Annotated in this window: 9 protein-coding genes; 8 read left to right on the forward strand and 1 reads right to left on the reverse strand. The window is 73.4% G+C overall.

Annotated features, from left to right (window positions below):
- The 5 genes from ACGFYQ_RS23900 to ACGFYQ_RS23920 form a co-directional block, all read left to right on the forward strand.
- A partial coding sequence (locus tag ACGFYQ_RS23900; protein ID WP_393746996.1) for a serine/threonine-protein kinase occupies positions 1–2,205 on the forward strand: 2,205 nt, incomplete at its 5' end.
- A gap of 78 nt (positions 2,206–2,283) precedes the next feature.
- Positions 2,284–4,881 carry a protein kinase gene (locus ACGFYQ_RS23905; protein WP_393746998.1) on the forward strand — a complete coding sequence of 866 codons (2,598 nt, stop codon included), beginning with the start codon at positions 2,284–2,286 and terminating at the stop codon, positions 4,879–4,881.
- A 125-nt stretch (positions 4,882–5,006) separates the two neighbouring features.
- Positions 5,007–6,635: a protein kinase gene (locus tag ACGFYQ_RS23910; RefSeq protein ID WP_393747000.1), complete on the forward strand. Its 1,629-nt coding sequence runs from the start codon at positions 5,007–5,009 to the stop codon at positions 6,633–6,635.
- 93 nt (positions 6,636–6,728) lie between these two features.
- Complete coding sequence (locus ACGFYQ_RS23915) at positions 6,729–8,357, forward strand: succinic semialdehyde dehydrogenase (protein ID WP_393747002.1); 1,629 nt, start codon at positions 6,729–6,731, stop codon at positions 8,355–8,357.
- A 9-nt stretch (positions 8,358–8,366) separates the two neighbouring features.
- Positions 8,367–10,157 carry a GMC family oxidoreductase N-terminal domain-containing protein gene (locus ACGFYQ_RS23920; RefSeq protein WP_393747004.1) on the forward strand — a complete coding sequence of 597 codons (1,791 nt, stop codon included), beginning with the start codon at positions 8,367–8,369 and terminating at the stop codon, positions 10,155–10,157.
- Between the two features lie 444 nt (positions 10,158–10,601).
- On the opposite strand, the gene ACGFYQ_RS23925 is transcribed toward ACGFYQ_RS23920, so the two are convergent.
- A complete protein-coding gene (locus ACGFYQ_RS23925) occupies positions 10,602–10,865 on the reverse strand; it encodes a chorismate mutase (RefSeq protein ID WP_393747006.1) in 264 nt (87 codons plus the stop codon).
- 296 nt (positions 10,866–11,161) lie between these two features.
- Here ACGFYQ_RS23925 and guaA point away from each other — a divergent pair, with 296 nt between their 5' ends.
- The 3 genes from guaA (at position 11,162) to ACGFYQ_RS23940 (ending at position 15,037) form a co-directional block, all read left to right on the forward strand.
- On the forward strand, positions 11,162–12,748 hold the full coding sequence (gene guaA, locus ACGFYQ_RS23930) for a glutamine-hydrolyzing GMP synthase (RefSeq protein WP_393747008.1): 1,587 nt from the start codon (positions 11,162–11,164) through the stop codon (positions 12,746–12,748).
- A 147-nt stretch (positions 12,749–12,895) separates the two neighbouring features.
- Positions 12,896–13,678, forward strand: coding sequence for a class II aldolase/adducin family protein (locus tag ACGFYQ_RS23935; RefSeq protein WP_393747010.1), 783 nt, complete (start codon positions 12,896–12,898; stop codon positions 13,676–13,678).
- 102 nt (positions 13,679–13,780) lie between these two features.
- A complete protein-coding gene (locus ACGFYQ_RS23940; protein WP_393747012.1) occupies positions 13,781–15,037 on the forward strand; it encodes a hypothetical protein in 1,257 nt (418 codons plus the stop codon).
- The last annotated feature ends 3 nt before the right edge of the window (positions 15,038–15,040 follow it).

A 15,040-nucleotide genomic window follows, 5' to 3' on the forward strand; every position in this document is an offset into this window, starting at 1 on the left:
CCCAAGGCCGACAAGGCCGTGCCCGCTCCCGCGGTGGAGCCCGAGGGCGCGAAGCCGGTGGCCGACGCCGGTGCGCCCGAGGCGGAGCCCGAGGACGCGAAGCCCGCTGCGGAGCCCAAGGCCGACAAGGCCGTGCCCGCTCCTGCGGCGGAGCCGGCGGACGCGAAGCCCGCGGCGGCCAAGGCCGACCTGGCGAAGCCCGTCAATCCCGTGGTGGAGAAGGCCGATGCCGTGGCCGCCGAGGTCAAGGCCAGGGCCGAGGCCGCCAGGTCGGCGGGGGACGGCCAGGACAAGGGCCGGCTGCTCGCGGGCCGGTACCGGCTGGGCGCCGTGCTCGGCAAGGGCGGCATGGGTACCGTCTGGCGGGCCGAGGACGAGACCCTCGGCCGGATCGTCGCCGTCAAGGAACTCCGCTTCGGCAGCGGCGTCGACGAGGACGAGAAGCGCCGCCTCATCACCCGTACCCTCCGCGAGGCCAAGGCCATCGCCCGGATCCGGAGCGGAGGCGCGGTCACCGTCTTCGACGTCGTCGACGAGGACGCCCGCCCCTGGATCGTCATGGAGCTCATCGAGGGCCCCTCGCTCGCCGAGTTCATCCGGGAGAACGGCCCCCTCACCCCGCACCGCGCCGCCGAGGTCGGCCTCGCGGTGCTCGACGTCCTGCGCGCCGCGCACGGCCAGGGCATCCTGCACCGGGACGTCAAGCCGTCCAACGTGCTCATCGCCGCCAGCGGCCGCGTCGTCCTCACCGACTTCGGCATCGCGCAGGTCGAGGGCGACCCCTCCGTCACCTCCACCGGCATGCTCGTCGGCGCACCCTCCTACATCTCCCCGGAGCGCGCCCGCGGTTACAAGCCCGGCCCGCCCGCCGACATGTGGTCGCTCGGCGGCCTGCTGTACGCCGCCGTCGAGGGCGTGCCGCCGTACGACAAGGGCTCCGCCCTCGCCACCCTCACCGCGGTGATGACCGAGCCGGTCGAGCCGCCCAAGAACGCCGGCCCGCTGACCGAGGTCATCTACGGCCTGCTCGCCAAGGACCCGGCCCACCGGCTCGACGACGTCCGGGCGCGGGCGATGCTCACCGCCGTCGTCAACGCGCCCGAGCCCGCTCCGGCCCCCGTGGCGGCCCCGGCCGCCGAGGAGACCCGGCAGATCTCGCTGGCCGACGCCAAGGCCGCCGCGGACAAGGTCGCCGCCGAGAAGGCGGCCGAGAAGGCGGCGAAGAAGGAACGCGAGCGGCGGGAGCGCGAGCAGCGCGAACGCGCCCGCGCCGCCCTGAAGTCGGCCCGCAAGGCGGCGGCGGTCGCCTCCGCCACCACGGCGGCCACGGCCGCGGAGGCGCCGGCGGCCGAGCCCAAGCCCACGGCCAGGACCGCCCCGGTGGCGGCCCCGCTCACCGACGTCATGCCGCGCCGCACCATCGCGCTCGCGATAGCCGCCGTCGTGGTCGTACTCGCGGCGGTCGGCTCGCTCATCGCCTACGCCTTCAACGGCGACGACGCCGACGGCCGCAAGGACGAGGGCAAGGGCGGCAAGGCCACCCCGTCCGCGTCGGCCGGCCAGTCCCCGGGCGCCACCCCGTCGGCTCCCCAGCCCTCGGCGAAGCCCGGCGAGCAGGGCGGGGCCAACGGCAACGCCACCCCCGGCGGCCAGGGCCAGAGCCAGGGGCAGGGGCAGCAGACCCCGGGCGCCGGCCAGGGCCAGGGCCAGGGCCAGGGCGCACAGCCCGGGGGAGCTGGCGGCGGACTCCCCGCGGGATACGCCGTGGTGACGGAACTGGGCTTCCACTTCTCCATGGCCATGCCCGCGGGCTTCCACCAGACGGGCATAGCGGGCGAGAACTCCGGCGGGATATACAGCCGCGACGGCGGCTTCCCGCGGATCCAGGTCGACTACAACGCCAAACCCGGTGACGACGCGCGGTCCGCCTGGCTGAGCCTGGCTCCGTCCACCGCGAACAGCAGCAAGAACTACCGACTGATCGGCATCAATGCGACGACGTACCGGAACTACCCGACCGTCGCCGACTGGGAGTTCGAGCGAGAGCAGGCCGGCATGAAGGTCCGGGTGCTCAACCGCGGCTTCAGGGCGGACGCGACGCACGGCTACGCCATCATGATCAGCTGCCCCGCCGACCAGTGGGACGGCCCCGAGTGCACGCAGATGCGCACCACCGCGTTCGAGACCTTCCAGATGCTCGGCTGACCTCGGGACGCGGGCGGCCCGCGCGACGTATCGTGGCTGCGGGGCCACGGGGACCCCACCGCACTCGGGGGAGGCGATGTGGAGGACTACGCGGGCCGGATCCTGGCTCACCGCTACCGTCTGCCGCTCCCGCCGTCGGACGAGTACGAACTGGTCGAGACCCGCGCCTTCGACACCCGCAGCGGGCAGGAAGTCCTGGTACGGCAGGTGCCGTTGCCGGAGGTCGTGGACGCCGAACTGCTGGACGGGCAGCGGGCCGTCCCGGCGGCGGGGCGCCGCGCTCCGGGCGATCTGCCGGCCGTGCGGCGCGCGATCGAGGCGGCGCAGGCCGCGGCCTCCATCCCCGACCATCCCCGGCTGGACCAGGTCTTCGACGTGTTCGCCGAGGACGGGTCGCTGTGGATAGTGAGCGAACTGGTCCCGGCCAGGCCGCTGGCGGCGCTGATAGCCGATGAACCGCTGAGCCCCTACCGGGCGGCGGAGGTGGCCTCGGACGTGCTGACCGCGCTGCGGGTGCTGCACGCGCACGGTTGGACCCACCGGAACATCACCGTGCGGACGGTGCTGGTCTGCGACGACGGGCGGGTCGTGCTGACCGGCCTCGCGGCCGGAGCGGCGGAGGAGGCCCTCTGCGGGTACGACCCCGTCCCGGGCAGCGCCGAAACCGAGGCCTCCGGTCGTGACGCGGGGTGGGGAGGCCCGGGCACTCCGGCGGGTCGGGAGACCGGGTCGGGCGACGGGTCCGGCCGCGGGGCCGTCCCGGGCGCGGGGCCCTTCGGCTCCGGCAGCGAAGGGGAGTGGGACCGTCCGGATGCCTCGGCGGGCCACGAGCCCCTGCACGGACTCCTGCACGAGTCCGTGCAGGAGTCCGTGCCGGAGCCCAGGTCCGAGGCCGGATACGCGCCGCTGGTGGCTCCCGGGTACGACACCGGGCCGCGGTACAACGACCACATCACCCCCGTACGCCCGCAGGAGCGGCCCGACCCCAACGCCGCCGCGCGGGCCGGGGCCATCGCCGCGTACCGGGCCGGGGCGCGGGCGGCCGCCGCCAAGGTCGGCGAGCAGCGCAGGGCAGAGCCCGTGGCCGTGCCGGAGCCGAGGCCGCAGGGGTCGACCCTCCCGCAGGGGTACTCGTACCCGTACGGCGGGCCGGAGACCGGTGCCGCCGCCTGGCACGGCGCCACCCCCCGCCGCCCGGAACTCTCCCCGGCCGCCGAGCCCCAGCCGGGCCCGCTGCCCGATCCGGAGTCCGGACGGCAGCAGTTGCCGCCAGGGACGCAGCCCGACCCGCAGCCCGACCCGGCTGTGCGGCCCGGGCTGCCCGCGCAGCTCGCGCTGCCCCAGGGCTACCGCCAGGCCGAAGCCCCGGACCCGGCGGCCCACCCCCCGGGGCAGCCGCCTGCCGCCGGCCCCTCCCGGCCCCCCGTCCCGCAGGGTCCGGAGCCCGGCCACGGCCACCGTCACGGGCAGGCGGAGCCCGGCGGCTGGGCCGGGCCCCGGAGCGGGCTGGACGCCGAGCGGGCGCGCCAGACGCGGATGGCCGTCGTCGGAGCCGTCACCGAGCGGTGGGCCCCCGAACAGGCCGGCCCCGTGCACGGGCACTGGCAGCTGGCGCCCCCCGTCGGCCCCGCCACCGACCTCTGGGCGCTCGGCGCGCTGCTGTACCGGGCCGTGCAGGGGCATGCCCCGTACCCCGAGGACAGCGTCGCCGAGCTCGTCGAGATGGTCTGCGCCGAGCCCCCCGCCTTCGCGGAGGAGTGCGGCGCGCTCCGCCCGGTCGTGGAGTCGCTGCTGCGTCAGGACCCGACCGAGCGGCCCGACTTCGAGGAGCTCCGAGGCTGGCTGCGCTCGCTCGTACGGTCCGCCCCCGAGCCCGAGGCCGGCTTCGCCATGCTCCCGATGCCGGAGCCCGATCCCGCGCGGCTGCCCGTCGTACGCCGCCGCGGCGAACTCCACGGCCGGCACCGCAACCCCGCGGCCCCCCGCAAGCCCCGCTCCCTGGGCCGGACCCTGCTCGTCGGCATCCTGGTCCTGCTCGCCGGGGCCGTGGCGTACGCGATGCTGTTCATGCCCCGGTCCGCCGATCCGCGGGAACCGGGCGCCGGTGCGCAGACGCCGCCCAAGCAGAGCCCGTCCCACGTGCCCACCGGCACCCCCGAGTCCAAGCCCGCGCCCCAGACCACCACCCCGCCCCCGACCGCTCCGACGGCGGCGCCGGCCCCCGCCCCGGCCGGCTACACCACCCAGCAGGACCCGGAGCACTTCGAGATCGCGGTCCCCGACGGCTGGGAGCGCCGCGGCATCAACGAGGCGGGCCAGGTGCGCTACACCGGGGGGCAGTTCACGCTGACCGTCGTCCCCGGCCGGGACAAGGTCGAGGGCAACCCGGACCCGGCGGCGTACCAGAAGGACAAGGAGCAGGAGCTGACCCCGTACCGCACCTCCACCTGGTCCACCGTCGGCGACGTCAAGACCACCAAGGTCGGCCAGCAGCTGCGCGCCACCGGCCGCTACACGTGGATCGACGGCACCGGCCGCAACGTCTTCGCCCGCAACTTCGTCGTCGCGCTCGGCGGCAGCTACCACGTCGTCATGGTGACCGGGCCGGAGGACGAACAGGGCAAGGTCACCGAAGTCTTCGAGAAGGCCACGGCGAGTTACAAGTCGGGCGGATGAGCGGAGACTGACGGGCGGTCAGTACGGCGATTGCGTCACAGTGCCGCCTTTCGGCGGCCGGGCGGTTCCGACAGCACCCGTGGGCTCCGTAATCTGGCCTGAAGTGCAGAGAGCGGCGGGGTTTCGTGGAACAGCAGACAGGTGGGGGCGCCGTGCTGGCGGGCCGGTATCGGCTCGTCGAGCCGATCGGCCGCGGCGGCATGGGCAAGGTGTGGCGCGCGCATGACGAGCTGCTCCACAGGACCGTCGCCGTCAAGGAACTGACGGCGGGTCTGTACGTGGCCCAGGCCGACCGGGACGTCATGCACGCCCGGACGCAGAAGGAGGCCCGGGCCGCGGCCCGGATCCAGCATCCGGCGGTCGTCACCGTCCACGACGTGCTGGAACACGACGACCGGCCGTGGATCGTCATGGAGTACATCGACGGCCCCTCCCTCGCGGACGCCGCCAAGGCGGCCGGGCGGATCGAGCCCCGCGAGGCGGCCAGGATCGGGCTGCACGTGCTGGGCGCGCTGCGCGCCGCGCACGCGGTCGGCGTACTGCACCGGGACGTGAAGCCGGGCAACGTCCTGCTGGCCAAGGACGGCCGGGTGCTGCTCACGGACTTCGGGATCGCCGCGATCGAGGGTGACTCGTCCATCACGCGCACCGGCGAGATCGTCGGCTCCATCGACTACCTGGCCCCCGAGCGGGTCACCGGGGGCACCCCCGGCACGGCCTCCGACCTGTGGTCGCTGGGCGCCACCCTGTACACGGCCGTGGAGGCGCGTTCGCCGTTCCGCCGCACCTCGCCGATCTCCAGCCTCCAGGCCGTGGTGAACGACGAGCCGCCGGCGCTGCGCCAGGCCGGGCCGCTGGGGCCGGTCATCACCGCCCTGCTGCGCAAGGACCCGGGGGAACGCCCGACGGCCGAGGACGCCGAGCGGATGCTGATCGAGGCGATGGAGGGCAGGGCGCCGAAGGCCGCGCAGGCGTACGTGCCGACGCGCGCGGTGACCGCGCAGGAGCTCGCTCCGGCCCAGGAGCGTTCGCAGGAGGCGGCCCCGCAGGGGGACGTCGCGCCGACGGCCCCGCTGCCGGAGCCGTCGGCGACCGCGACCGACGCACCGGCGAAGGGCCGGCTCAAGCGTGCGGCGGCCATCGCCCTGGTGGCGGCGCTGCTCGGCGGCGGCGGTGTCTTCGGGGTGCTCAAGTACACGAGCGACACCGAGAAGGCCGGCGGCTCGGACAAGAACGCGAGCGCCCCCGACCAGCAGGGCGATGACGACTCCACGTCGTCGGACGAGGCCGATGCCGTGCCGGCCGGCTGGACCGAGGTCACCGACCCGACGGGCTTCACCCTCTTCGTCCCGGACGGCTGGAAGCGCCAGATGGACGGCAATCAGATCGACTACACCCCGGACAACGGAAAGCACTTCATCCGGATCGCCACCGACCCCACACCGGACTACGACAACCCGTACATGCACGTGCTCGACCTGGAGAAGCAGGTGCAGAAGCGGACCGACTACAAGAGACAGCAGCTCAACCAGAACACCTTCCGGGACACCGTCCGGGCTGCCCGGTGGGACTTCACCTGGACCGAGAAGGGGACGCAGGCCGGCCCGCGCCGGGCCATCGAGCAGATGTACTTCGCCCCGGACGGCACCGAGTACGCGATCTACATGTCGGGCCCCGCCGCCGACTGGGACACCACCCAGCAGCAGTTCGACATCGTGCTCAGCGGCTGGGAGCCGCCCGCCGCGAAGCCCTGATTCCGTCATCCTGCCAGCGATCACTGGCGGAAATGACAAAATCCGGTTACCGGCGGGTACCCAAAGGCTGTCCGGCGCAATACGCTCACCGGCATGACGGACTCGCAGGCCCCGGCCCCCCTCCGCACCGCACCGGAACCCACCAACCCGGTCGCCCCGGCCCCGGCCGGCGCCCGCACCGCCGCCGACGTGGTGACACCCGACCTGGTCGCCCGCCTCACCCGCGGGGTGCTCGGCTCCGGCCGCACCGCCAACCACACCCCCTTCACCGGGGACCGGCTGGCCGAGCTCCCCGAAGCCACCCCCGAGGACGTCGCCGAGGCCTTCGGCCGGGCCCGCGCCGCCCAGCCCGCCTGGGCGGCCGTCCCCGTACGCGAGCGGGCCGCGGTCCTGCTGCGCTTCCACGACCTGGTGCTGGCCCGGCAGGCCGAGGTCCTCGACCTCATACAGCTGGAGACCGGCAAGGCCCGGCTGCACGCCCACGAGGAGGTCCAGGCGGTCGCCGTCGCCGCCCGCCACTACGGCCGCAAGGCCCCCTCGTACCTGCGCCCCAAGGGCCACACGGGCGCCATGCCCACCCTCACCAAGGTCACCGAGCTGCGCCAGCCGCGCGGGGTCGTCGGCCAGATAGCGCCCTGGAACTATCCGCTCGAACTGTCGGTCGGCGACGCCCTGCCCGCCTTCGTGGCGGGCAACGCCCTCGTCATGAAGCCCGACACCGAGACCGCGCTGACCGCCCTGTGGGCCCGCGACCTGCTGATCGAGGCCGGCCTGCCCGCCGAGGTCTTCCAGATCGTCCTCGGCGAGGGCCCGGTCGTCGGCCCCGAGGTGGTCCGGCACGCCGACTACGTCTCCTTCACCGGCTCCACCCGTACCGGCCGCGAGGTCGCCCAGGGCGCGGCCGCCCGCCTCGTCGGCGTCTCCCTCGAACTCGGCGGCAAGAACGCCATGCTGGTGCTGCGCGACGCCGACATCGAGAAGGCCGCCGCGGGCGCCGTCCGCGCCTGCTTCTCCTCCGCGGGCCAACTGTGCATCTCCATCGAGCGGCTCTACGTCCACGCCTCGATCGCCGACGAGTTCGTGGCCCGCTTCGCCGCCCGCACCAAGGCCATGCGCCTCGGCAGCTCCCTCGCCTACGGCGCCGACATGGGCTCGCTGGTCGGCGAGCGCCAGCTGGAGACCGTGCAGCGGCACGTGGACGAGGCCGTCGCCAAGGGCGCCACCCTCGTCGCGGGCGGCACCGCCCGCCCCGACATCGGTCCCCTCTTCTACGAGCCCACCATCCTCGACGGCGTCGAGGCGCCCATGGCGGTGTGCGGCGAGGAGACCTTCGGCCCGGTCGTCTCGATCTACCGCTTCACCGACGAGGACGAGGCGATCGCGGACGCCAACGCCACCGCCTACGGCCTGAACTCCAGTGTCTGGACCAAGGACTCCCGCCGCGGCCACGCCGTCGCCGCCCGCCTGCGCACCGGCACCGTCAACATCAACGAGGGCTACGCCCCCGCCTACGGCAGCGCCCAGGCGCCCATGGGCGGCATGAAGGACTCCGGCCTCGGCCGCCGCCACGGCTCCGAGGGCATCCTCAAGTACACCGAGGCCCAGACCGTCGCCCACCAGCGGCTGCTCCCGATGGCGCCCTCGCTGGGCATGGACGACGAGAAGTACGCGGCGTTCATGACCCGCAGCCTCAAGGTCATGAAGGCTCTCCGACTGCGCTAAGGGGTACCCGTGTCGCACGACGACGCATACGACTACGACGTCATCGTCATCGGATCCGGTTTCGGGGGGTCGGTCTCGGCACTGCGCCTCACCGAGAAGGGCTACCGGGTCGGCGTCCTGGAGGCCGGCCGCCGCTTCACCCGCGAGAGCCTGCCCAAGAACAGCTGGGACCTGCGGAACTACCTGTGGGCCCCGGCCCTCGGGCTGTACGGGATCCAGCGGATCCACCTGCTCGGCAACGTGATGGTGCTCGCGGGCGCCGGCGTGGGCGGCGGCTCGCTCAACTACGCCAACACCCTGTACGTGCCGCCCACCGCCTTCTTCGAGGACCGGCAGTGGGCGTCCGTCACCGACTGGCGCGAGGAGCTCACGCCGTACTACGACCAGGCCAAGCGGATGCTCGGCGTACGCCTCAACCCGACCATGACCCCCTCCGACGTCCACCTCAAGGCGGCCGCCGAGAAGATGGGCGTGGCGGACTCCTTCCACATGGCCCCGGTCGGCGTCTTCTTCGGCGACGGCGCGGACGCCGAGGGCGGCTGCGAGGCCCGCCCCGGCCAGGAGGTCCCGGACCCGTACTTCGGCGGCGCCGGGCCCGCCCGCAAGGCCTGCACCGAGTGCGGCGAGTGCATGACCGGCTGCCGGCACGGCGCGAAGAACACCCTGAACGAGAACTACCTGCACCTCGCCGAGCGCGCGGGCGCCGTCATCCACCCCATGACCACGGTCACCGCGCTCTCCGAACACCCCGAGGGCGGCTACCGGGTCCGTACTGTCCCCACCGACGGCCGTCGCTCCCGCAAGGCCAAGGTGCTGCGCGCCCGGTACGTGGTCGTCGCGGCGGGCACGTACGGCACCCAGACCCTGCTGCACACGATGAAGGACCTGGGCGAGCTGCCGAAGATCTCGGACCGGCTCGGCGATCTGACCCGGACCAACTCGGAGGGCCTGGTCGGCGCGCAGACCGACGACCGCCGCTACCGCAAACGGCACGGCGCCGACCGGCGGGCCGACTTCACCAAGGGCGTGGCGATCACCTCCTCGGTGCACCCCAACGCCGACACCCACATCGAGCCCGTCCGCTACGGCAAGGGCTCCAACGCCATGGGGTTCATGACCATCCTCCAGGTGCCCTACGCCAAGCACCGGGTCCGCGCCTGGTTCGCCCGCACCGCCCGCCACCCGCTGCAGCTGGCCCGCTCGCTCTCCAACCGGCGCTGGTCGGAGCGGACCATCATCGGCCTGGTCATGCAGTCGCTGGACAACTCCCTGACGACCTACCGCAAGCCCGGCGGGATCGGCAAGGGCCTGCTGACCGCCCGCCAGGGCCACGGCGCCCCGAACCCGGTCCAGATCGCGGAGGCCACCCAGGCCGCGACCCTGCTCGCCGAGGAGATCAACGGCTTCCCCGGCAGCAACGTCGGCGAGCTGATGGGGACCCCGCTGACCGCGCATTTCCTAGGCGGCTGCCCGATCGGCGCCTCGGCGGGGGAGGGCGTGGTGGACCCGTACCACCGGCTCTACGGGTACCCGGGGATCTCGGTCGTGGACGGTTCGGCGGTCTCCGCGAACCTCGGGGTCAACCCGTCGCTGACGATCACGGCGCAGGCCGAGCGGGCGATGTCGTACTGGCCGAACAAGGGCGAGCAGGACCCGCGGCCGGAGCAGGGAGCGGGGTACGTGCGCCTCGCGGCGGTGGAACCGGTCCGTCCGGCGGTCCCGAAGGAGGCCTTCGGCGCGCTGCGGCTGCCGTTCCTGGCGGTCCCGGAGATCCCGCCCAAGGCCGCGGACCCGGCCTGACGACCGGGTCGGTACCGCGCTCCCCCTCCGAGCGCGGTACCCACCGCGGTACATGAGTGACAGGCGGTCGGTACGGATGGTTGTACCGGAATCCCGCGTCCCGGGCTGTGGTGTCGATCACACAGCGAAGTGTGCATGTGCTACGCGAGGGGGCCGAAGGGCCCGAGGGGCCCGTGGGGGCGCGGGCGGAACGGGAACGCGGAACGGCCGACCCGGGGCGTCCCCTGGGCCGGCCGTCCTTTACGGGGTGACCGGGCTGCTGTCCCCTGCCGTCCGGTCACGCGAGGGAGCGAGGTCCCACGACGCACGCTCCACGGGGCGTGCGTCTCATCGCTCCGGCGGAGCCACGCGTGGTGTTGCGGTCCCGCGCCTGGCTGGCGCGGACATCCTCACCAACGAAGGGCTCCGGGGGCGGTCACGGTCCGGACGAGTGACGAACACCCGTCAGACGCGGCCCCGGCACAGCTCCAACAGGGTCATGGCCAGGTTCGTGCCGGGCTTTCCGAGGGCGTCGCTCCAGTGCGAGAGCACCTCCATCTCGCGCGACAGGTGCACCCGGCGGCCGCCGGAGGTGATCCGGGCCTCCTGGATGACCGTCGAGACGGCCATGCGCTCCTGGATCAGGCCGATGATCCGGTCGTCGAGGGCGTCGATGCGCGCACGGGAGTCGGCGATCAGCTGCTCGGGGGTGGTGGTGATCGTGTTCATGGTCGGTCTCCTGTCGGGTGGGGCCCACAGGTCCGGAGAACGCCAGAGCGCCCCGGTCCTGTCGGACCGGGGCGCTCTGGGAAGTCAGCGGCTCAAGCGAGCATCACGAGGACCCATGGCGACCGGACCGGCCGGTGCCATAGGTAAAGAGGAAGCTCAGCTGCTTGCGCATGGAACGGATTATTACCTTCCGTCCCCCTCCCGGCCAACCCGGTTCGGATGGTGAGACGAAGAGGTGTGCACGTCCCCCGTTAGAATCGACAAAACAGCCACCTCTTCCGCCGGAAGGCCGCCCCGTGCCAGAAGCACCCTCCGCCGCCCACGACAGCGCCCCGGACACGGTTCTCGTCGTCGACTTCGGCGCCCAGTACGCCCAGCTCATCGCCCGCCGCGTCCGCGAGGCACGGGTCTACAGCGAGATCGTGCCGAGCTCGATGCCCGTCGACGAGATGCTGGCCAAGAACCCCAAGGCGATCATCCTCTCCGGCGGTCCGTCCTCCGTGTACGAGGAGGGCGCCCCGCAGCTCGACCGTTCCCTGTTCGAGGCCGGTGTCCCCGTCTTCGGCATGTGCTACGGCTTCCAGCTGATGGCGACCACCCTCGGCGGCCAGGTCGACAACACCGGCGCCCGCGAGTACGGCCGCACCCCGCTGGCCGTCTCCAAGGCCGGCTCCACCCTCTTCGAGGGCACCCCCGAGAACCAGTCGGTGTGGATGTCCCACGGCGACGCCTGCTCGGCCGCCCCCGAGGGCTTCACGGTCACCGCGTCGACGAACGTCGTCCCGGTCGCGGCCTTCGAGAACGACGAGAAGAAGCTGTACGGGGTCCAGTACCACCCCGAGGTCATGCACTCCACGCACGGCCAGCAGATCCTGGAGCACTTCCTCTACCGCGGCGCCGGCCTGGCCCCCACCTGGACCACCGGCAACATCGTCGAGGAGCAGATCGAGGCCATCCGCCAGCAGGTCGGCGACAAGCGCGCCATCTGCGGCCTCTCCGGCGGCGTGGACTCCGCGGTCGCGGCGGCCCTCGTGCAGAAGGCCATCGGCTCGCAGCTGACCTGCGTGTACGTCGACCACGGCCTGATGCGCAAGGGCGAGACCGAGCAGGTCGAGAAGGACTTCGTCGCCGCCACCGGCGTGCAGCTGAAGGTCGTCGACGCGCAGGAGCGCTTCCTCAACGCGCTGGCCGGGGTCTCCGACCCGGAGACCAAGCGCAAGATCATCGGCCGCGAGTTCATCCGCGTCTTCGAGCAGGCCCAGCTGGAGATCCTCCAGGAGGACGGCCCGGCGGTGGCCTTCCTGGTGCAGGGCACCCTGTACCCGGACGTCGTCGAGTCCGGCGGCGGCACCGGCACCGCGAACATCAAGTCCCACCACAACGTGGGCGGCCTCCCCGACGACATCGAGTTCGAGCTCGTCGAGCCCCTGCGCCAGCTGTTCAAGGACGAGGTCCGGATGGTCGGCCAGGAGCTCGGCCTGCCGGACGAGATCGTCCAGCGCCAGCCCTTCCCCGGCCCCGGCCTGGGCATCCGCATCGTCGGCGAGGTCACCAAGGAGCGCCTGGACCTGCTCCGCGAGGCCGACGCCATCGCCCGCCACGAGCTCACCGCGGCCGGCCTGGACCGCGAGATCTGGCAGTGCCCGGTCGTCCTGCTCGCGGACGTCCGCAGCGTCGGCGTCCAGGGCGACGGCCGCACCTACGGCCACCCGATCGTGCTGCGCCCCGTCTCCTCCGAGGACGCCATGACCGCGGACTGGACGCGCATGCCGTACGAGGTGCTCGCGCGGATCTCCACCCGCATCACCAACGAGGTGCCGGACGTGAACCGCGTGGTCCTGGACTGCACGAGCAAGCCCCCGGGCACCATCGAGTGGGAGTAGGGGCCCCTGCCCCGTACGACGGCGCCGCCGCTCAGCCTGGCTGAGCGGCGGCGCCGTCGTTTCGCGCGTGCGCGGCTCTGTTCTCCTCACGCGGCGGCAAGTACCTTGCGCCGACGACGGCGGAGCCGAACCGAGGGAGAGCGAGCGATGGCCGAGGAGACGGGGAGGCCGGGCGCGCAGCCCGCCCCGGTGCCGGTGGACCGGCTGCACCTGGACCTGCCCCCCGTGCACGACACCGTCCGGGAAGCGCGCGCGTACCGCAAGGAGCGGCTCGCCGGAGCCCTGCGGCTGTTCGCGCGCCTCGGGTACGAGGACGGGGTCGCCGGGCACGTCACCGCGCGGGACCCGGAGTTCGAGGACTGCTACTGGGTGAACCCGTTCGGCCGGGCCTTCGCCGGTCTGGGCCCCGAGGACCTGCTGCTGGTCGACGGGGACGGGCGGGTGCTCCGGGGGGAGCGGCGGGTCAACCAGCTCGCCTTCGCCGTGCACGCCGCCGTGCACCGGGCGCGCCCCGGGGCGGTGGCCGTCGTGCGTACGCCGGCCCCGTACGGCCGCGCCCTCGCCTGCCTCGGTGAACTGCTCGCCCCCGTCACCCACGAGGCCTGCGCCTTCTACGAGGACCACGCGCTCCTCGACGAGTACGCCGGCGCTGAGGACGGCGCGCGGATCGGCCGCGCGCTCGGCCCGTACAAGGCGCTCATCCTGCGCAACCAGGGGCTGCTGACGGTCGGCGGTTCGGTGGACGCGGCCGCGTGGTGGTTCATCGCGGCGGAGCGGGCGGCGCAGGTCCAGCTGATCGCACGGGCGGCCGGAAAGCCGGTGCTCATCGACCACCGCAGCGCCGTGGCCGCGCGCGAGCGTTTCGGCGGCGATCTGGCCGCCTGGGTGAGCTACCAACCGCTGTGGCAGACGGTGGCGTCAACATCATGAACGGTTAATCACCTGCTCTGACATCGTGCGCAATCCGGAACACTGCCGCAGTGGTGCACAATTCGCTGGCATTGCACCGTAGTTCAGAGAGGCGGCACGCACGTGGCTGTCCAAGAGATCTCCCGAAGTTCCCATACCGCCGCCTGCACCTGCGAGGACTGCGCGCGAGAAGGGCACCGCCGCGCCGTCGCCGCGTTCCTGGAGAAGCGCGACGAGTTCGCCGCGGGGCAGGGGGTGCCGGCCGCCGTGGCCCATTCCCTCGGAGCCTCCCGCCAGTGGGTCTCCGACGAGCTGACCCTGTCGGCCCGCACCGTCGCCGACCGCGGCCGGGAGGCCGGGAACTCCTGGCTTTACCTGTTCTCGCGGCGGGCCGTGCTCGCCGTGTGGATCGCCGCCGGGGTCCTGCTCCTCGTCCAGGTCGGCACCGCGCTCGGCACCGGCTGGTCCACGGCCCGCACCGCCGGACTGCTGACGGCCCTCGCGCTGTCCGGGCTGCTCACCGTCGCGGCCCGCGCCCAGTCGGTGCGCGGCGGACTCCTCGCCCCGCTCGTCGGCGAGGACAACCGGCTGTCCACCTCCAAGACCGTGCCCAGCGCCTGGGTGGTGCTGACGGCGTTCGCGGCGCTGCTGCCCGCGCTGCGGCTGGCGGCCTCCTCGCCCGGCCCGGAACGGCAGGCCCTGTACGAGGGGCTGGCCCTGGACCGGGCGCTGCCGCTGCTGGCGGTGGTCTCGCTGACCTCCGTGGTGGCCGTGCTGGTGCGCAGGGTGGTCGCCGTACGGATCATGGGCCAGCGGCTGCAGAAGCTGCCCGCCGACCGGCCGCGCGGGGTGGACCTGCTGACGGACGACGCGGGGCGCGGCAGCTTCCCGGACGCGCAGTACGTGCTCGTCTCGACGGTGGTGCTGGCCTACGCGGCGGTGTCGCTGGCCCGCTTCCCGGACCGGCTCCCGCAGCTGCCGTGGGCGCTGGCCCTGCTGGTGGCCCTGTCGGCCGCCGTGTACCTGGCGGCCAAGTACGCCGAGGGCACCCGCCCGCTGGTGCTGTCGGTGGTGCGCAGACGGGAGCCCGGGGACCTGGACGCGGCCGTCCGACCCGGGGACGACATCGAGATCCGGGGCGTGGGCTTCGTGCCGCCCGGGGCTCAGACGCCGGAGATGCTGGCCCGTCTGGTGGTGCGGATCGGGGCGGTGCACGTGCACGTGCCGTTGGTCCCGGTGGCGGGTGGGTTCACCAACCCCTCCGACGCCGTGCTGACCGTGCCGGTCCCGGCGGAAGTGGAACCGGGGCGCGTCGAGATCCAGGTGGTGACCGCCGCGGGGGTGGAATCCAACCGCTGCACCGTCGACGTGGCCGAGTGATCG

The organism is Streptomyces sp. NPDC048258, assembly GCF_043201995.1.
Lineage (GTDB): Bacteria > Actinomycetota > Actinomycetes > Streptomycetales > Streptomycetaceae > Streptomyces.